This is a genomic window from Snodgrassella alvi (assembly GCF_002777855.1).
GTDB classification, from domain to species: Bacteria; Pseudomonadota; Gammaproteobacteria; order Burkholderiales; family Neisseriaceae; genus Snodgrassella; species Snodgrassella alvi_E.
Genome location: NZ_MEIK01000040.1, coordinates 37,517 through 56,506, shown reverse-complemented (window position 1 = coordinate 56,506; position 18,990 = coordinate 37,517). Strand labels below are relative to the sequence as shown.

Sequence of the window (18,990 nt, the reverse complement as noted above, 5' to 3'; positions counted from 1 at the left end):
TTTACATTCGGCTTTGAATGAAGATAACTTTAATCATGTCAGAAACAGAAAATAAAAAAAATTTTTTATGTGAAAATTGTTGTTTACGAGGATTTCTGTTATTGTTTTCAGCAGTTGTTGTATTAATACTCTCTATCGGTTTGATATATATTATGGGATCCCTTAAAACTTTTTCCCATATAAGTTGTTCTGAAGCTTGGTTGTATGGGATATATGTTGGTGGAAGCTTGTTATCCATATCAGTAATAAATTTGGGTTTATTACGGTATTTTTTATCTAAAAGGCATCAAGTTTTAGATAAAATTAACTGAATAAAAGGAACAAACCATGGCTTATCCAGTGAATGCTATAGTAAATACTTTATTAGATATGGCAAAAGATAAACATATATCAGACATGACACCTATGAAGATACAAAAGCTAATCTATTTAGCACAAGTTTGGTATATAAAAATAACAAAAGAAGAGTTAATTGATGAGTCTTTTTATAGATGGACTTATGGACCGGTATTGCCCTCACTATATCATAATTTAAAAGGCTATGGTTCTTACCCGGTAACTAATAAATTGATAAGAATGGATTTACAAGGAAATATTATAGAAGATTATATTTCTGATCTGCCTAAAGACCAAAAAATACATGCATTATTAAATGAAATCTTAAATGTTTATGGTAACAAAACTGCAAGTCAGTTATCTAATTTAACTCATCAGGAAGGTACTGCGTGGACAGAAGGGGGTGGTGATAATGAAAGTATTATTACTAGAAAAGATATGGAAAATGAAAAATTATATAAATAAAAAAATATAAATTTTAGTTTAGTGGGTTTTGCATGAATGATAATAATAGTTCATTAAAGTCTTTTGATAACTTTGATAGTGAAATTACTAAAATAAAAGAAAAATTAGAAGATGTAACTGAAAAAAAATTGGATAGTGTTAAGAGTGAAATTAAAAAAAACCCCACTAACGATGCCAAAAGTTTGGTTCAAGAAAAACATGATGAAGAAATAGCTAATAGTAAAGCTGATAGAGATCTTAGAGAACGGTACGGTTTTAAGGCATATAAGGTTGTAAAAAAGTCATTATGGGGTTGGGCTATTTTATTGACTCTTTATGCATTGTGTCGGTTTTTCTTTAATAAAGATTTGTTTTCAGATAATGTTCTGATTGCTATTACTTCTGCAACAACTTTAAATATTTTTGCCGCTTTCCTTGGCGTAATAAGGGGTCTATTTCCTGTCAATACTAAATCTTGAGATGACAAATAATTTTATCTGTTTATTGTAATTATAAATAAAAAAAGAACCCAGCATTTAAATGTATAAGCCTGAATGTAGGAGAAAAGCTTATAAATAAAATCGCTGGGACAGGGAAATAAATAGCTTAGATATTGGATTTGATATTATCAAAATATCTATCTTTCGTCTACAAAAATTTTCTAATCTTAACAAAATAAATTATATATCCGATATCTATATAAATTTATATAGACATGAATTTAGCTTAGGGTAGTGATGATAAGTGGTACGTGAGAGTTGATGTTTTAGGAATAAAGTATAAATTTGTTTTGTTGGCTGGTGCATGGAATAAGCTTAATTTCGCTGTGAGCCCGTAAGATAAATGTTTGGTGCAAATGGGATGCTATTGGAAGATTCTTAATCTGTTTTGATTTAAGGTAAGAGTGTTGCTTTTATGCAGTTGGCTAGCCAAGTATATGAGAGTTTTCAGCCTAGGCTGTGAATTGCTTTTTTCTGCCTGAAAATTATATTTATTAAGAATAAACTATTTGGATATGCATTTATATTGATATTTTGTTGTTAATTTTTAGTATCGATAACTATTTTGTTAATTTGTCAAGCAGTGGCTGCGGATATGACAAATTAGGCAATTTATTTTCATTGTGGGTATACTGATTGAAATTATTAATGATTTCTAGGCTGAAAGTGTCAATATATGCCTATTTTGTCCGGAAAAATGACGCTTGAAAAAGTTGCCAGTGAACACAGGCAAAGTATTCTGGCTTTCAGTGCAGGGAAAGATTCAATAGCGGCGTATCTGGCTATCAGGAAGCGTTTCGCAGCTGTTTATCCGTATTATCTTTATCTGGTGCCGGAGCTGGAATTTGTAGAAGAACAGCTGGAATTATATGAACAGCAATTTGGATTTAAGATTACCCGTTTGCCACATCCTGCGCTGTATCAGATGTTGCGGGCACATGTATTTCAGCCGCCAAAGCATACTGCTGTAATCGATGCAGCCGGCTTGGCAGATTTTGGTTATGCCGATATTCGGCTGATGATGTGTGGTATGTTTGATTTACCGCCGGATACACCAGTTGCCAATGGTACCAGGGTTGAAAAAAGAGCTAAGCAGCGGCTCAGTATGCAGCGGCATGGGTCGATAGTAAAAAGTCAATGTCAGTATTATCCAGTTTGGGATTGGAAAAAGCAGGATTTGCTGCACTGCTTCAAGCGCAATCATGTAAGACTAGGCAGCGATTATCAGATTTTCGGCTGTTCTTTTGATAGTTTAGATTTGCGCTTTCTGCTACCAATAAAAAAATTCTATCCGCGAGATTATCAGAAAATTCTAGAATTTTTTCCATTATGTGAGCTGGAGATTTTTCGATGGGAGTGTACTTTTGGAAAAAATTAAGAATGCAGGCAAGGCAGAACAATCTGTGCTGTCTGGTGATGATGGCAGAGAAAATATAAATAAAACGGCGACTTTTCCACCACGTAACTTTCAAGCCGGCCAGCGTGCTGACAAAGAGGCACTGAGGCAGCTTGAAAATTTACGGCAGGAATTTGAACGTGTTGGCAAGATGCCGCAGCAGTTGCGTCAGCGAGTGACGGATAGTGAATATTGGTGTGCAGTTTGTTTTCAGTCGCGGGAGCAGTTAATGGCTTTCCTGAAGGTGCTGGACATTCCGGCGAAGGAGAATAAATATGTTGATGGTTTGGTACTGGCACAAAAGCTCGGTATAACGTTGCCGCCAGCAGAGGTACGCTTCCGATTGTCTGACCATGTGGATAAGGATTTTCAGGAGCTAACAGAGAAATGAGACCATAGCTACATGATTCTGGTTTTGCGGCAGCCTTTGCCCAGAGCAGGGCTGCCGTGTCTGAGTACTGCTATAGTGCTGTAAGTTTTTCCCATTCTTTGCTTAGCCGTTTGGCTGAAACTGGATAGGGGGTTTTGAGTTCCTGTGCAAAGAGAGAAACACGCAGTTCTTCCAGCATCCAACGAAAATCAGCAATGGCTAAAGGGATTGGCTGATTTTGTTGCTGATACTGGCGAATCTTTTCCTGCCATATATCTGTGAGTGCCTGAATATCAGCCTCACGTGCGCTGTCGCGGGCAGGGTTACTACCATATTTATCCATACGTCTAAGCATGGCTTGCAGATAGATGGGCAATCGTGGCCATTGTTTCCATGGTGTGGCACTGGCAAAACCAGGATAAATCAGGCTGTCCAGATGCTGACGCAGCAGTGAGGATAGAGGATGTCTACCCAGATGGCTACTGACTTCGCCATAGGCTAATGCTGTTTGCAGCGCATACTGATTAAGTGCCTCTTTTACGGCCGGTAGGCGGCTGCGCGCTCGTATCAACTGTTCTTTAAAGGCTTTTTCATCTCGTGGCAGCTCATTTTCGCCAATCAAAGCGCGATCCAGTACGGCATGGGTCAGGTCTGCACGCAGGGTATCAGCACCAAGGTGTTTGAGCAGCATAGCCATCTGAGTAAAGTCGGGCAAGCCTTTGTTGAGGTCCTTTACTTGTTCTTTTAATTGCAGGCTCATCAGTGCAAGTATGCCGTTGTGATGAGCCTGTTGGGCGGCAGCAGCGGTATCAAACAGACGCAGGGAGATGCTGCCGTCTTTTTGCTGCTGTAAACCGAGATAGCCGGTGAGTTGCTGCTGAGCGCGTGCAAATCTGATGCTTTCCGGTAGTTTGCCGATGTCCCAGCTGGTAATGTTGTCGCGTTCGAATTCGTTGCTGTTATCGCGGAAAGTGACCGCAGCAGCCTGCCCAAGCTGTTGCTGTAATGCATTCAGGTCACGGCCGCTGGCCAGTTCTGTGCCGCTGTCGTCTATTACCTGAATGTTGAAATAGCAATGGGCGGGTAGCTGTTGGCTACGCCAGTGTTCGATATCGATTTGGTTGAGCAGGCGCATATCGCCGGCGTGACGAGCGATGGCATGTGCCAGCTGTGGCAACAGTGGGGCATTGGTATCGGGTTCGCTGTAGAGAAAAGCGGTAATGAAGTCCGGCACCGGTACGCAAATGCGGCGAATTTGTTTGGGCAGGGCTTTAATGAGTAATTGCAATTTTTCCCGAATCATGCCTGGTACTAACCATTCCAACCGTGCCGCACTGATGCGGTTGAGAAGGGGCAGCGGTACGGATACGGTGACGCCGTCGAATGGATGATGTGGTTCGAAGCGGTAGCTTAGAGCACAGCGGCCGTCTTTGGTATTGAGATATTCTGGAAACTGGCTTTCGGTAATATTACTGGCAGCATGCTGCATGAGGTCGTCACGGCCTAGATACAGCAGGTGTGAGTTTTCGACTTCTGCTTGTTTGCGCCAGTGTTCAAATGTACGGATGTCAGCCAAAGGCAATTGCCGCCCTTGTTGTTCGACAGTAGCAGGCAGGCGCTGGTCGTAAAAACTAAACAGCGCTTCTGCGTCTACCAGTACATCCTGTCGCCTTGATTTGTGTTCCAACTCGGTGACTTCTTCAATCAGTTGCCTGTTGTGGAGGAAGAAGTCGGCTTTGAGGTCGCATTCTTGCGCCACCAGCGCGCCGCGGATAAAGATTTCGCGTGCTTCTGCAGGGTTAATGCGTCCATAGGATATCGGTCGGCGCGGCAGGACGGTTAGACCGTAAAGAGTAATGCGTTCGCTGGCGACGACTTCGCCTCGTTTCTGTTCCCAGTGTGGTTCGAAATAATGATGGCGCAGCAGATGCGGGACTTCGGTTTCAATCCATTCCGGTTCAATTTTGGCGACATCGCGTGCATAAAGACGAGTGGTTTCGGTTAATTCGGCAGCAATAACCCATTTGGGCTTGCTTTTAAATAAAGCAGAAGCCGGAAACAGATGGAAATGAATGCCGCGTGCACCGGTATAATTGTGTCCTTCGGGACTTTTCAGGCCGACATTAGCTATTAAGCCGGTGAGCAAGGCCCGGTGAATTTGCTCATAACTGGCTTCTTTTGCTTTTTGTCGAATCTGGCACTGCTGGCGACGGACAATTTGCTGCTGCCTGAGTTTGGCAGCTAAATCCTGGTCACTGGTTTGGTTGTGGGCAGGCTGAGTAGAATTTTGCTCAGGTATCTGACGGTAGGCAGTGGCTTTATCTGTTAGTCCCATATCGATGGCAATTTGAGCCAGCTGATGGTGCAGTTCGCGCCATTCGCGCATACGTAGATGCGAAAGGAAATATTGGTGACACCATTGCACCATCTGCCGGTTGGACAAACCTTTGTCACGCTCGCGCTGATAGGAATCCCAGATATTTAGATAGGCAAGGAAGTCGGATTGTTTGTCTGTGAAGCGTTCATGCGCTTTAGCGGCGGCATCACGCGCTTCCAGCGGCCGTTCGCGCGGATCCTGAATAGATAGTGCGGCCACTATAATCAGCATTTCGGCAACACATTGCAGACGTTTTGCGGCCAGCAGCATACGGCTGATGCGCGGATCTATGGGTAGACGCGCCATCTGTTCGCCTAATTTGCTTAAGCGATAGTGTTCATCTACTGCGCCCAGTTCGAGCAGTACCTGATAGCCATCATTGATATATCGTTGGTCCGGTGCCTGTAAAAAGGGAAAATCATTTACATTACCCAGTTTAAGGCTAATCATACGGAGAATAACTGCGGCGAGATTGCTGCGGATAATTTCCGGATCGGTAAAGGCGGGGCGCTGGTTGTAGTCCTCTTCGCTGTACAGTCTGATACAGATACCGGCCGCAACGCGGCCGCAGCGGCCGGCACGCTGGCGTGCAGCAGCTTGGCTGATGGGTTCGATATGTAGTTGTTCTACTTTGGCACGGGCAGAGTAGCGTTTTATTCGTGCCAGACCGGTATCAATAACATAGCGGATGCCGGGCACAGTAAGAGAAGTTTCGGCTACGTTGGTAGCCAATACGATGCGGCGCTGACGGCTGCTGGGATGGAAAATTTTGTGTTGCTCGGCCGCAGACAGGCGGGCAAACAAGGGAAGTATTTCATCATTGCGGCGCAGTGGTGATTGTTGTAATGCATGCGCAGCTTCGCGGATTTCGCGTTCGCCGGGCAGAAATATCAAGATATCACCCTGACCTTCGCGTGCCAGTTCGTCTGCTGCATCGACGATGGCGTCGTTGATTTCCATTTCGGCTTCATCGGCATCAGTGCTGTGCAATGGGCGATAACGGATTTCAACCGGATAGGTGCGGCCGGATACTTCGATCACCGGTGCTGGCTTGCCGTGAATGGTAAAGTGCTGGCTGAAGCGCTCGGCATCGATGGTGGCGGATGTGATGATTACTTTTAGGTCGGGACGACGAGGCAATAGCTGTTTTAAGTAGCCCAGCAGAAAATCAATATTGAGACTACGTTCATGTGCTTCGTCGATGATAATTGTATCGTAAGCACTGAGGAAACGGTCGGTCTGGCTTTCAGCGAGCAGAATACCGTCTGTCATCAGTTTAATGTAGCTTTCGGGAGCGGTTTTGTCGTTAAAGCGCACTTTATAGCCGACACTGTGGCCAATCTGGCTGTGCAGTTCCTCAGCGATTCTTTCGGCAACGGAGCGTGCAGCAAGCCGCCGTGGCTGAGTATGGCCGATGAGACCGGCTACGCCACGGCCAAGCTCGAGGCAGATTTTCGGCAGCTGGGTGGTTTTACCAGAGCCGGTTTCGCCGCAGACGATGACCACCTGATGTTGGCTGATGGCTTGTTTGATTTCTACTCGTCTTTCATGTACCGGCAGGGTGTTATCGTATTCCGGAACAGGCAGATGTGCCTGTCGTTGTAGGTACATCTGGTGTGAACGCTGATAACGGTGGTTAACTTTTTCTTCTCCGCCGAATCGGGCAGGGTTTTTACTAGCACGTTGTAGGAAGTGGCGGTCTTTGCTCAGGATTTGGTTTAGTTCGTATACAGACATGGCACAGATACTGCCGGAATATAATTAGATATGCGTATTATAGCAAATCTGTCTATTAAGCTTGTTTGCAGGGATTTTATGGCTGTATTGCGGTCTGGGCGGAGGATAAAGAAAAATAGCTGCTGTTTAACAGTTGTAAAATTTGATTTTATAAAAATTAAACAGGCTGAGTTAGACGGCAATATACAGTGTGAACGGCCAGAAGCAAAGACAAAATCAGAGCTGAGGCTGCGCATCTTTTGTAAAAGAGGGCAGCTGCTAAGGTATTGCAGGCAATTTTCAGTGCCTGCTGTGTTGTTGTCGTAGGATTTTTACGCCAATCATGATAGATACGCCAAATAGGAATGTGCACACCAAACCCAGAAAAATCAGCATAATACGCGCCATGGACATGCGTACCGCTGCATCGTCTCCCATAAACAGCCAGATAAACCATGAAGCCAGTATGACAAACAAGACTACCATGCCAATAATTAGAGAAGTTTGTTTGCGAGACTGAGGTGTTTTGGTGTTTTGCATAATTAGACCTGCTACAGATGATGGATGACGAGAGGTTTGCCTTTGTGGCTTAAAACTTCGGTATCCAGATTAAATATGGTTTGAATATTATCGGCGGTAATTATTTTATCCGGTGAACCCTGCATAACAATCTGTCCTTCTTTCAAAGCGACAATATGGTCAGCATAGGCGGCGGCCATATTAATATCATGCACCACCATGACAGTAGATAATCCCTGTTCGCTGGTGAGCTCACGTAGCAGCCGCATCAGTTCGCGAGCATGATACATATCCAAATTGTTGAGCGGTTCATCTAGAATAACATGTTTGGTTTGCTGGCAGAAGGTCATTGCCACCAATGCCCGCTGACGCTGGCCGCCGGACAATGCACTGAGATAACGCTGTTGCAATTCTTGCAGCTCAAAGCGTTGTAATGCCTGATCGACAATCTGCTGGTCTGTGTTGGTTATACGCCCCTGATTGTGCGGATAGCGGCCAAATAGCAGTAAATCGCGTACGGTAATTCGGCTTTGAATGTTGTTCTCTTGCGACAATATTGCCAGCTTTTGCGCAATAGCATTGGATTTGCTACTGCTTACATCTAGCTCATCGATGTGGATGCTGCCTTGCTGTAAAGGTTGCAAGCGTGCTATCAGGGAAAACAAAGTAGACTTACCGGCACCGTTGGGTCCAATTAATGCGGTGATGCTTTTATCCGGTATATCAAGATTAATATCACGCAGGATGGTAGCGCCGTTGATACAATAGTTAACATTTTTTATGGAAATCATCTTGCTGTCCGGTTAAGTCAGTAAAGCAATACGCTGTTGAGGTGGCAAGTTCAGGATTGGCGTTTTAATGCCAACCATAGAAACACCAGACCGCCGCAGAATTCTATAACCACACTCAATACGCCCTGCATGCCTAGTACGTGTTCGAATATCAGCTGCCCGCAGACCAGTATCAGCGCCGCCATCAGAAACGCAGCCGGAATCCGCAGCCTGTGTGTCATGCTGGGAGTACAGGCATTGACCAGTGCACAAATCAGTAGCCCAAAAAAGCTCACAGGTCCCACGAGTGCTGTGGAAACGGAAACCAGCAGCGCAATCCACAACAGAATGTTGCGGCTTAGGCGCGGATAATTGATCCCAAGGGCAATAGAGGCGTTGCGTCCTAGCATCATGACATCCAACTGATAGCGCATGCGCCAGATCCAGATGGTACTGATTAGCATCACTGTGATGCCAATCATCAGCATACTGACATTTACTGAAGTAAACTGGGCAAAATAGCTGGTCTGAGCGACGGTAAATAGGGTAGGGTCTATCAATCGTTGCAGCAGACTGTTGAAACTGCGAAACATCACGCCGAATATTGTGCCGGTAAGTATCAGCCGAGCCAGATCACCATTGCTGTTTCGAGTTAGCGTACGAAACAGTAGTAAGGAAGCAGCCATCATCAATGGTGCTTCAATGGTAAATTTAGTGAAAGCACCAATGCTGGCGTATCCCACTGCACCAAAGATAAAGAGTGTCAGTGTCTGTAGGAGCAGGTAAAGTGAATCATACCCCAGCAGACCCGGCGTCAGAATGGGGTTATGGGTAAGTGTCTGGAAAAGTAATGTAGAAACGCCGACTGCATAAGATACAGTCAGCAGCATCAGCAATTTCTTGCCACGCAGTTGTAAAACAAAATCCCAGCTCCCTTTTACACCATAGGTCATAAACAAAATGCTGGCAATTATCAACAATATCCCGAGCACGCCGAGAAAACGTGCACCAGAACGGGGCGACGGCATGGTATGGTCAGGTTGCATGTACGGTAGGCTTTCTAAACAGCAGATACAGAAAAATCACGGTACCTACGATACCAAAAATCAGTGATACCGGTATTTCATATGGCGGATCAATGATGCGGCCGATAATGTCGCATACCAGCAGCGCATTGGCGCCCATTAGTGCTACTGACGGCAGATTCTGCCGTAAGCGGTCTCCCGCCAGACGGGAAACAATATTCGGTACTACTAGCCCGATAAACGGAATCTGGCCAACTGTAACAACAACGATGGCTGTAATCATGGCCACTGTGATTAGAGAAATCCACATCATCTGTGCATAGTTTATGCCCAGACTGGTGCTGATATTCTGCCCCAATCCGGCGATGGTGAGCCGGTCAGCTAGAAAATAGATAACCAATGCCATCAATCCAGTAAGCCACAGCAGCTCATAGCGTCCAGCTAATACCGCCGAAAAATCACCGGCAAACCACACGGCCAATAATTGCAAAGTATTGGTTTCCACACCGATAAAGTTAACCAGCGCTTCGATAATACTGCCGTAGATGATGCCGATTAACGGTATCATCATCTGCCGATGTGGCGGTAATCTGCGAAACAAAAATAAAAACAAAGTCATGCCCAATAGGGCAACGATGCTCGCACAGCTCATTTTCGCCAGCTGAGTGGCCTGAGGAAACCAAATGGATACCAATAAAATTCCCAGTGCTGCACTCTGGGTGGCACCAACCATATTTGGTTCAAGAAAACGGTTGCGTAAAACGATTTGTAGCACCATGCCGGCTACAGCCAGTGTAGCACCGGTAAGGATAATCGCCAGCGAGCGAGGCAGGCGGCTGTATAGCAGCAGAGAGCGGGTATCGCTGCTACTAAATACATCACTCCAGTGAAAAGCGGCTGCACCGATACTGATGCTGATAATCAGTAATAGTGGCAGCAACAGTATATTGATGGCGTTTATCTGGGAAGAACGAAACATAGGGCAAACAAAGATACAGACAACAAGTATTCGCTATTGCCGCTATTAAATGCGGCAAAGCGAAACCTGAAGACTGTGAACGAATAATACTTAGTTTTAGTGAGTGAAAGCAGCCTTGATATTGGTTAAGTCGGTTTTCATCTGCTGCACACCACCGGCGGCAAGATAAGAGGCACTGCTTAAGTATACAATATGATTTTCTTTCCACGCTTTGGACTGTCGCACCAGATCATTGTTGAGTACAGCCTGTGCGGTTTTGCCTTCCTCACCTATGGCTGCGGTGCGGTCAATCACAAATATCCAGTCCGGATTGGTTTTCTGTACATATTCAAACGAAACAGACTGGCCGTGCGGGGAGGCCGGAATATTGGTATCGGCAGCCGGTACTCCGACTTGTGTGTGTATCCAGCCAAAGCGTGAAGAAGGACCGAAAGCAGAAAGTTTACCGGCATTCACCATCAGAATCAGGCCAGTACCCTTTCCTTTGGCCGCCTGCTGCGTTTCAGCCAGCAGATTCTGAATGTCATCATGCAGTTTCTTGGCTTCAGCTTCTTTTTTAAACAGTTTACCGTAGGTATCAAGCATTTTCATGCCATCACCAATCAGATCCTGTCCGCTGTCTGTCATATCCATGGTTGGCGCTAGAGCCGCTAATTCATCATATTTAGGTGCTGTACGTCCGGCAATGATAATCAGCTGAGGTTTCAGCGCATTGAGTGCTTCCATATCGGGCTCAAACAAGGTACCGGTGTTGTTTACGGTTTCCAATGTTTGCTGCAAGTAAGGTACCAATACTTTCTTCGGCGCACCGGTTACCGGCACTTTCAAAGCCTGCAAATCATCCAGGGTGGCCATGTCAAATACCACAACTTTGGAGGGATTTTCTGGTACGTTCATTTCACCGCGTGCAGTGTTTACAGTGACAGTGGGGCCACTTACAGCAGCTCCTGAAGAAGTTGTATTACTGGCAGAACTGTTCTGAGTGTTTTTATCGCCGCATGCGGAAAGAAGCGATAATGCCAGCATAGATAGAGCAAGTGGTTTCCAGCAGGATTTAAACATTGTCTGAATTTCCTATCATTATTGTTTGCATTAATTATACTGCCTGAATCAGAGGCAGGTCATTTTCGGTGTAAATGGCTATTTTTCAATAAATCGGTGCCGCGCCTCATGATAACTTTCTTCTGTTTCACCATGGCGCCAGTAAGGGACTGCATAATGGCGTTGTGGTGGTAATTGCCATTGGTTGCGCAATAAATCACGCAGTGGTCTGACCATCTCAGCTTCACCAGCAACCCAGGCAAAATCATCTGTACACAGGGGTGGAAAACCGGACACTTTTTCTATCAGTGCCGGAATCTGACTTAAACTGCCATAAAACGTATGCAACTGCATATTGGTGGGCAGGTTTAGAGTGGTTGGTAAATCACTGGCATCTGGCAACAGTAAAACTACATCACCACAGGCCTCCTGCTCAATATCAGATAGCAACGATGCAATCGCTGGTAAAGCAGTAATATCGCCAACAAATAGATAACGGGTAGCCGCTTTCAGCATCGGATTCGGGCCTCCCGGTGATGAAATCCCGATGATGTCTCCCGCACGAGCGTGTTCTGCAAATGCCGAAGCCGGACCATTGTCTCCATGTTTCACAAAATCAATACTCACCGTGCATGCCTGAGCATCATAATCTCGGATGGTATAAGTGCGTACAATCGGCTTATTGTCTGGATCGCCCCATTTAAAACCATGGCCGGAAAATTGCGGTAGTTGCGGCGTAGTCTGCTCTGCGGACGCCAGAAAAATCTTGATATGGGCACCGTTAAACTGATGCGGATAATCAATCAATTCGTCACTGTGCAAAACCAGCCGGCGCAGATTGGGACTTAGATCGATAATATCTTGTACCCGAACCAGATAAGCTTGATGAGGTGACCGTTTATTCATTATTGTGGCCTGATTGAGGGGTGAAAAAGAGTTAGTTGCAGGCTTTTGCCAAACATGCTGCCATGGTTTTCTTGCGGATAAACTTTGTATTTAACGCTTAAATCAGTATGTTGCTTCAATTCATCCGCCAGCTTTCTGCCCAAATTACCTTGTCTGGCGGTTTGTTCGTTACGCATCCGAATTCGGGCGGCTACATGCGGATTTTTAGGAATTTTTTTTGGCCTGAGCTTACTGTTGAGTATCAAAAGGCTGCTGCCAGAAAAATCAACCTTACGCTTCAGCATTTCCGCTGCTTCCTGCTGAAGTAAATCGCCATGCAGCCACACAGACGGGTCTGCTGCAATATAGTGTTGAAACAGATTAGGCTGAGTAAATAGAGTATGCAGTACCAGCAGCCCGCCATACGAATGACCCCACAGTGTCTGGTTATCTAGGTTGACTGCTACTCTCATCTGCACAGCCGGCATAATTTCATTCTGTATCATATCCAGAAATATATCGGCACCGCCGTTGATTCTGCTGGCATCTAGTGGATCGGTATTGTTATCTTCCGGCGCAATGGTGTAGTCAAAGGCGCGTGCCCGCACATCAAAACGTTTATCAGTTGCATAACCTAGCAGTACCAATACTGGAGGCTGAGGCTGCCGTGCCAGTATCTGCATGTTTTCAGGTGTTAGAAAAGTCAGTACGGCATTTCCGTCTAGCGCGTAGAAAACAGGGTAACCCCCAGCAGGAGGCTGTTGTGCAGGAATCCCGATGTAAATGCGGTACTGGCGCTGTCCGTCTGTAGATGTAAGCGGCAGGGTTGTAAAATGATAACCACTATTTTGCTGTTGCAGCACAGCAAAATCAGCACTTTCATTCAGATTAGGCTGGGCTTTAGCTGTATTGTGCAAGATTAAGGCCGTAAAAAACATTAATAAAAAAATGATAATCTGGCGCATATTTAATCTTTCCGTCAGTTGATTGGTTTTACTCAACATATGGAGACAACAAGACGGTAGCGAAGTAAGATTAGGTTGCTGCATTGCAAAAAAAGATGAAAGAGTACTTAATTAACACACCAGATCAGGATTTTGGTTAAATCTTTCAGATAATCAATAAATTATGTTTACCTTTGCTGATGGGACTATTCTTGATTATTTCTAAATAATAATCATTACTATTTATAAATATAACTTATTTGAACATCGAAGTCACGTGAAAACCAAATATTTTTTATCAGGCTGCCACATTGACAACCTGATGCTTCAGCATAATCAGAAAGAAACTTTCATATTGCCCCACACTGCACGTCCCCGTTCGTTATAAGTGTAGGCCGTACCGCGTAAAGTAGAAGCATAGATGCGCTTATTGAATATATTTGACATCCCTGCGCGAACATTGATGTTTTTATTCACCGCATATCCGGCTGAAATTCCCCAGATACCATAGCTGCCCATTTCTTCGCCACTCAGGCCAACTGTACCTTGTCCACCATTGCCAATCCCTGCCTCTACCGGATTGACCGGCACGGTACGTGGTTTCTGTCGGCCGTAATAGGTATAAGTCAGCAATGTATCCCATTTTTCAGTAGGTGCCCAAGCCAGAGAAGAGTTAATTGTATATTTGGGAATAATAGACAACGGATTACCGGTTTCCTTGTTTTTGGAATTAAACATATAAGTAAAATTATTCACCCATTTCCACTGTTTGAAAAAAGGCAAAGTAAAGTTGCCTTCCAGTCCCTCTACCAGCGCTTTACGTGTATTGGTCCATTCAAAGTAATCATAGCCACCGGGGCGGGCACTGATTCCGGAACTTCCGGTGAAAATGATTTGCCGTCCGGCTTCAATCTTATTTTTATAATCATTACGGAAATAAGCCAGCGAAGCCAGATAGCCATTTTTGCTAAATTCAAAGCCAATTTCCTTATTTACACTGGTTTCCGGTTTTAGCCTACTATTACCAATCAAGTAGCAACCGCGGCCACTGCCTGAAGAAACAGCACATCCGTTACCTTTACTGTACAGCATATAGCTGTCTGTACTTTGATACAGATTAGGTACTTTGTACGCTCGTGCGATACCACCTTTGAGCAGCCAGTTTGGATGCAACTGCCACGACATATTGATTCCAGGGCTAACATTACCGCCGGTTTTATTATTATGGTCATAGCGCAGCATAGGTACCACTTTCAACTGTTCGGTCAGACTGATATTGTCTTCCACGTAGCCGGCCCAGCTACTAAGCGATGGCGTGTGATTAGCCGCAGCTGGGTACACAGCATTGGGCATAGGAATGCGGCGCAGACCGTCAGGATCATTCAGCTTATCGTGCTGATATTCTGCACCCATAGTTAAAACATGCGGTACCCACAGAGTAAAAGGAATGTGAACTTCACCAGCCAGCCGCTTGGTAGTCAGGACACTGTCAGCATAGGTAATATCTTTCGTTCCTAAATCTTGACACAAACCTTCCGGTCCACCCGCAAGCGCCTCAGAACAATGGCTATTAGTAGTTTTATCATATTGCGCCACCAGCTTGCTATCACCCCAATCCCATGCGCCTTCATGGGTGAGAGCAAAACTTTGCCGATATACACGGCGCGTTTCCTTACCATATAAACTTTGCGTATAATCGGTTTGTACATTATTTGGCCCATCGCCATTGTAGCGGTTACCCTGTCTACTATACGTGGCATCGAGCGTTAGAGTTTGTGCCGGAGAAAGACGCCATGCCAGCCGGCCGCCCACATCCTTATTCAGTAGACCCTCTTGACCGGCTACCAAAGATTTGCTGCCTTTGTCTCCCGAACGTTGATTGATATAAGGAGAATCAGCATCAGTACTGTTTAAATTGCCATAAAGGCGAAACCCCAGCACATCCTTAATTATAGGTCCAGTTAAATCAAAACCTATCCGATGGGTATCGCCTTCTTCTTTATCGGCTGGCAGATTCATAAATGCGTTAATAGCACCGTGGTATTTATTACTGACTTTTTTTGTCACAATATTCACCACCCCACCGGCAGCACCCGAACCATAACGAGCCGCAGCCGGACCACGGATTACCTCTATAGACTGTATTTCAGCTGTCGGCACCCAGTCACTGTCGCCGATGGTGTCGCGCTCACCGCGCCAGCTCATGCGTGCACTGTTGCGTGAGGTTACTGGGCGGCCATCAATCATAATCAGGGTGTTTTCCGGCCCCATTCCACGAATATCAATTTGCCGTTTATTACCATGCTGGCCAGATGCAGTATTGCCAGTAAGATTAACTCCCGGCATTGTCCGTACTAGCTCAGAAATGTCATTCACTGGTGGTCTGCGTTCAATATCTAGACTATCAATTTTTGATACACCAAGTGATTGTTTAACTTGCTGTTCGGCTGTGACATAAATATCATCAAGTTTGGCGCCATCCTGTGCATACACCATACCGCCGGAAAAGAGTAAAGGTAATAAAGCCAGTTTGAAAGAAGGGAAAGGAGACTGAGACATACAATACAGAAAGAGTTTATAATTTGTTAAAGGTGTGAATGATAATTAATCTTGTTATTACTTTCAATTAAAACTATCTTTAACTAACTAAAAACTACAAATTCATACCTATACATAATAATAATTGCTTTTAGTTACATAAATCAGTTGAAAGTGACAAAAATTGACACCTTAAACTCAAAATGTAAGCTGATTCGAAGTTAACATCAAATTACTTAGTAAATTTCTAAAAGCAAACTATGCACTACTTAATTTTAATAAGGCTAGTACACATCTTTTTAAAGAATAAAAATAGAAGTCTATAAACAGCTAATACGAAAAATAAAATGTAATAAAATCATATGGTAAACAAAATGAAGAAAAAAATTATCCATTTTTATCAATACGCTGCGCTATGGATCACATTATCCATAGCGCTACCCCTACACGCGGAAACTGCAGCTATAGACAATTCTCCTCCTGCTAATACAGTTATTGCTATACCTGCCTACGAAACTTGTACAGGTACGCCTTGGCCGGATATCGCATGGATACACGTTCATGATAATGAAGAAACTGCTCGACGCACTGCATTGAATATCTTAAATCAAATGCAGCAAGGATGTTTATTGGATTTGCGCCATGGCGGCAGCCGCGAAATCATCATCCATAATCAGCAGTTCAGCTTTCACTTTGACCCAAATAGAATTTTTACTGCAAACGGACGAAAAACAGCATTAAAATGTAGTAAAGGCAACTGCGCACTAATCTTGCAGCAGCTGAGTGCGGCGGCTGAAAATTTCCTGCAACAGTATTTAAGCCAGAAAAAACTGATTATTGCAGTGCATAACACACACACAGCCGGACTGTCCGTAAGAAACTATATGCCGGGTAACTCCATGGCTCAAGACGTGAGTCAGATAGCCATTAGCCCGAACAAAAATCCGCACGATTTTTTTTATGTAACAAGTGCACAAGCCTTTAATTTTTTTGCCAGCCATAATTTCAATGTGGTTTTACAGAATAATCAGACAGTGCGCGATGATGGTTCATTATCAGTCTGGGCCGCGCAGAGACAGATTGATTACATCAATGCTGAAGCAGAAATGGGGCACACAACAGATCAGCTGGCCATGCTGGAAGCCGTATGGGCGTATATGAAAAAATTTTATCTGTAAAAATTTCAGTGTGATTAGCTTAAAATAAAACATAACTTATATTTTCTGCCGTATAAGTTTATGATTTACCAAGATATAAAATTAAATCAATTATAAGGTAATCAATGACTAAAAATATCAATAGCTAAATTACAGACAAGTTTAAATATAAATAGTTTATGAAAGTTATTATAAAATATAATATCATTTAATAAATATTTTCAATATTATGAATATTTAGAAAAATTCATTCATCTAATCAAATATATTATGAATAAATTACAAGCTAAAGGCTTTACACTAATTGAAATAATGATTGCGATCGCTGTAATTGGTATTTTGGCAGCTATTGCGGTGCCTTTATATGCAGACTATAGCGCTCGTGCTCAATTAGCCGAAGGTGTTAATTTAGCTGGAAATTTAAAAGCTCAGGTTTTAGATAATATGCAGCACCAACGCTGTAGAGCTCAGAATCAATCTGAATATCGTTATACAGGTAGATATGGTATTGCAGAAATTAGTACTGAATTTCCATTGAGTAATGTTCAAAATTCAGTAAGCGCTCAAACAGGATGCCAAATTAAATACACTGTATATTCACAAAAAGCTTCCTCAGTATTAATTAACCGTTATATGGTAGTCGATGTACTTGCCAACGGTACTCTGAAATTTAATAACGGTACAATTGATAAAAAGTATCTGCCCAAATCTTTGAGTTAATTATTAATTGAAAATATAAATTGTTAGGATAGCATCAAATTATTGATAGCTTGTAAGAAATTAATATTTTAGCCAATAAAATACTTATTGAAAGACGGAAAAATAAACTCTGTTTATATTGTCAATGCAATTACAATTTAACAATTTTTAATTGGAATTGCTTTATCCATTTCGTAGTATTTGAAAATATATTCTTTTAGTGAATTAAAATGTTTTGATATCTAAAAATTTTTATATTCAGTAGTTTGTGTTTTGAGACAAATAATGTGAAACATTTTGGATATTTAGTTAATCTACATATAATTATCTTTACTTAATATAAGATAAAAAATGTTAAATAATAGTTTATGGCATGATATTTGCTATATCCTTTTAATGTGTAATTAGGTTATTCACTGTTTTAACTGGAGACTCAAATGAAAGCATTCCAAAAAGGTTTTACATTAATCGAATTGATGATTGTTATTGCGATTATTGGTATTTTGGCAGCCATCGCTGTACCTGCTTATTCTGACTACATCGCTCGCTCTCAAGCATCTGAAGCTTCTAGTCTGGCTGCCGGTTTGAAAACACAGATAGTAGATAACATGCAAAACAATACTTGTGATTCAAATAATCAAGCTATAGATGAGCAAAAAGGTAAATACGGTACTGCAAAAATTGCAGGATCCGTAACAATGACCTCTGCTACTTCAGCCATGGGTGATACAGGTTGTACAATTCTGTATACTGTAAATAGTACCGGTGTTTCTGCTGCTATTAAAGGTAAAAAATTAGAATTGTCTGTGTTGAAAAATGGTTCATTAAAGAAATCAGCAGCCGGTACAGATATGGATGAAAAATATATACCTAAAGCTTATTTATAATTTTTGTTAAGATACAACATAAAGCCACCGATGGTGGCTTTTCTATATTTCTAAATAATAAATGATTACTCTTTCTGCTAAATATTAAATTTGCCTTCATTTATGGGCAAATTTTTTTATAAAGATTATTAATATGTATTAGTAATTCCTTATAAATATTATATAAATTAATACAATGTGATCTAAATATGAAATTGGCTGTACATTTTCCCGTTTTTTCCAAAATTTTTTTCTTGGTTAAGCGTTATTTTTCGCTACGGTTGTGGTGTTTTCTTATATTTTACTTGATCATAAATAATGTTTTTTTCTGGCTTGCACACTTAATTACTTATTCACAACGTTATGATATTGTACTCGAATACGTATGGATAATACCGTTGTTATGCTTGCGTAAAAAGTGGTCGTTG

Annotated in this window: 16 protein-coding genes; 7 read left to right on the top strand and 9 right to left on the bottom strand. The window is 42.9% G+C overall.

Features of this window, described 5'->3' with window-relative positions; genetic code table 11:
• The first annotated feature begins 327 nt into the window (after nt 1-327).
• From BHC43_RS09195 to BHC43_RS09180, 4 genes are all read left to right on the top strand, one after another.
• On the top strand, nt 328-801 hold the full coding sequence (locus tag BHC43_RS09195) for a Panacea domain-containing protein (protein WP_100157210.1): 474 nt from the start codon (nt 328-330) through the stop codon (nt 799-801).
• Nucleotides 802-833: 32 nt separating this feature from the next.
• On the top strand, nt 834-1,259 hold the full coding sequence (locus BHC43_RS09190) for a hypothetical protein (RefSeq protein ID WP_100157209.1): 426 nt from the start codon (nt 834-836) through the stop codon (nt 1,257-1,259).
• Between the two features lie 697 nt (nt 1,260-1,956).
• Nucleotides 1,957-2,658 (top strand): phosphoadenosine phosphosulfate reductase, encoded by a 702-nt coding sequence (locus BHC43_RS09185; protein ID WP_100151677.1) that lies wholly within the window; start codon nt 1,957-1,959, stop codon nt 2,656-2,658.
• Entirely contained in the window at nt 2,645-3,067 is a 423-nt protein-coding gene (locus BHC43_RS09180; RefSeq protein ID WP_100151676.1) for a hypothetical protein, read from the top strand. The genes BHC43_RS09185 and BHC43_RS09180 overlap by 14 nt, the downstream gene beginning before the upstream one ends.
• 70 nt (nt 3,068-3,137) lie before the next feature.
• On the opposite strand, the gene hrpA is transcribed toward BHC43_RS09180, so the two are convergent.
• From hrpA to BHC43_RS09135, 9 genes are all read right to left on the bottom strand, one after another.
• The gene (gene hrpA / locus BHC43_RS09175; RefSeq protein WP_100157208.1) at nt 3,138-7,160 is read right to left on the bottom strand and encodes an ATP-dependent RNA helicase HrpA; all 4,023 of its coding nucleotides are present in this window, start codon (nt 7,158-7,160) and stop codon (nt 3,138-3,140) included.
• Nucleotides 7,161-7,439: 279 nt separating this feature from the next.
• Nucleotides 7,440-7,679 (bottom strand): hypothetical protein, encoded by a 240-nt coding sequence (locus BHC43_RS09170; RefSeq protein ID WP_100151674.1) that lies wholly within the window; start codon nt 7,677-7,679, stop codon nt 7,440-7,442.
• Nucleotides 7,680-7,690: 11 nt separating this feature from the next.
• Nucleotides 7,691-8,449 (bottom strand): iron ABC transporter ATP-binding protein, encoded by a 759-nt coding sequence (locus BHC43_RS09165; RefSeq protein ID WP_100157207.1) that lies wholly within the window; start codon nt 8,447-8,449, stop codon nt 7,691-7,693.
• A 50-nt stretch (nt 8,450-8,499) separates the two neighbouring features.
• Nucleotides 8,500-9,456 (bottom strand): iron chelate uptake ABC transporter family permease subunit, encoded by a 957-nt coding sequence (locus BHC43_RS09160; protein WP_100157352.1) that lies wholly within the window; start codon nt 9,454-9,456, stop codon nt 8,500-8,502.
• 7 nt (nt 9,457-9,463) lie between these two features.
• Nucleotides 9,464-10,432, bottom strand: a complete 969-nt coding sequence (locus tag BHC43_RS09155) for an ABC transporter permease (protein ID WP_100157206.1) — start codon at nt 10,430-10,432, stop codon at nt 9,464-9,466.
• Nucleotides 10,433-10,528: 96 nt separating this feature from the next.
• Entirely contained in the window at nt 10,529-11,494 is a 966-nt protein-coding gene (locus BHC43_RS09150; protein ID WP_257378015.1) for a siderophore ABC transporter substrate-binding protein, read from the bottom strand.
• A gap of 78 nt (nt 11,495-11,572) precedes the next feature.
• Nucleotides 11,573-12,379, bottom strand: coding sequence for a siderophore-interacting protein (locus BHC43_RS09145; protein WP_100157205.1), 807 nt, complete (start codon nt 12,377-12,379; stop codon nt 11,573-11,575).
• A complete protein-coding gene (locus BHC43_RS09140; RefSeq protein WP_180297473.1) occupies nt 12,379-13,323 on the bottom strand; it encodes an alpha/beta hydrolase in 945 nt (314 codons plus the stop codon). The genes BHC43_RS09145 and BHC43_RS09140 overlap by 1 nt, the downstream gene beginning before the upstream one ends.
• A 315-nt stretch (nt 13,324-13,638) precedes the next feature.
• A complete protein-coding gene (locus BHC43_RS09135) occupies nt 13,639-15,861 on the bottom strand; it encodes a FepA family TonB-dependent siderophore receptor (protein WP_100157203.1) in 2,223 nt (740 codons plus the stop codon).
• 353 nt (nt 15,862-16,214) lie between these two features.
• Between BHC43_RS09135 and BHC43_RS09130 the strand changes: the two genes are divergently transcribed.
• The 3 genes from BHC43_RS09130 to BHC43_RS09120 all read left to right on the top strand — a co-directional run bounded on the left by BHC43_RS09130 (nt 16,215) and on the right by BHC43_RS09120 (nt 18,583).
• A complete protein-coding gene (locus BHC43_RS09130; RefSeq protein ID WP_100157202.1) occupies nt 16,215-17,018 on the top strand; it encodes a hypothetical protein in 804 nt (267 codons plus the stop codon).
• Between the two features lie 249 nt (nt 17,019-17,267).
• Complete coding sequence (locus BHC43_RS09125) at nt 17,268-17,717, top strand: pilin (RefSeq protein WP_100157201.1); 450 nt, start codon at nt 17,268-17,270, stop codon at nt 17,715-17,717.
• A gap of 416 nt (nt 17,718-18,133) precedes the next feature.
• Nucleotides 18,134-18,583, top strand: coding sequence for a pilin (locus tag BHC43_RS09120; protein WP_100157200.1), 450 nt, complete (start codon nt 18,134-18,136; stop codon nt 18,581-18,583).
• Nucleotides 18,584-18,990: the final 407 nt, after the last annotated feature.

Coding starts and splice junctions, on each gene's coding strand:
- BHC43_RS09135 (WP_100157203.1), bottom strand. CDS start 15,861: ATGTCTCAGTCTCCTTTCCCTTCTTTCAAACTGGCTTTATTACCTTTA.
- BHC43_RS09185 (WP_100151677.1), top strand. CDS start 1,957: ATGCCTATTTTGTCCGGAAAAATGACGCTTGAAAAAGTTGCCAGTGAA.
- BHC43_RS09195 (WP_100157210.1), top strand. CDS start 328: ATGGCTTATCCAGTGAATGCTATAGTAAATACTTTATTAGATATGGCA.
- BHC43_RS09155 (WP_100157206.1), bottom strand. CDS start 10,432: ATGTTTCGTTCTTCCCAGATAAACGCCATCAATATACTGTTGCTGCCA.
- BHC43_RS09190 (WP_100157209.1), top strand. CDS start 834: ATGAATGATAATAATAGTTCATTAAAGTCTTTTGATAACTTTGATAGT.
- BHC43_RS09120 (WP_100157200.1), top strand. CDS start 18,134: ATGAAAGCATTCCAAAAAGGTTTTACATTAATCGAATTGATGATTGTT.
- BHC43_RS09150 (WP_257378015.1), bottom strand. CDS start 11,494: ATGTTTAAATCCTGCTGGAAACCACTTGCTCTATCTATGCTGGCATTA.
- BHC43_RS09130 (WP_100157202.1), top strand. CDS start 16,215: ATGAAGAAAAAAATTATCCATTTTTATCAATACGCTGCGCTATGGATC.
- BHC43_RS09170 (WP_100151674.1), bottom strand. CDS start 7,679: ATGCAAAACACCAAAACACCTCAGTCTCGCAAACAAACTTCTCTAATT.
- BHC43_RS09140 (WP_180297473.1), bottom strand. CDS start 13,323: ATGCGCCAGATTATCATTTTTTTATTAATGTTTTTTACGGCCTTAATC.
- BHC43_RS09125 (WP_100157201.1), top strand. CDS start 17,268: ATGAATAAATTACAAGCTAAAGGCTTTACACTAATTGAAATAATGATT.
- BHC43_RS09160 (WP_100157352.1), bottom strand. CDS start 9,456: ATGCCGTCGCCCCGTTCTGGTGCACGTTTTCTCGGCGTGCTCGGGATA.
- hrpA (WP_100157208.1), bottom strand. CDS start 7,160: ATGTCTGTATACGAACTAAACCAAATCCTGAGCAAAGACCGCCACTTC.
- BHC43_RS09165 (WP_100157207.1), bottom strand. CDS start 8,449: ATGATTTCCATAAAAAATGTTAACTATTGTATCAACGGCGCTACCATC.
- BHC43_RS09145 (WP_100157205.1), bottom strand. CDS start 12,379: ATGAATAAACGGTCACCTCATCAAGCTTATCTGGTTCGGGTACAAGAT.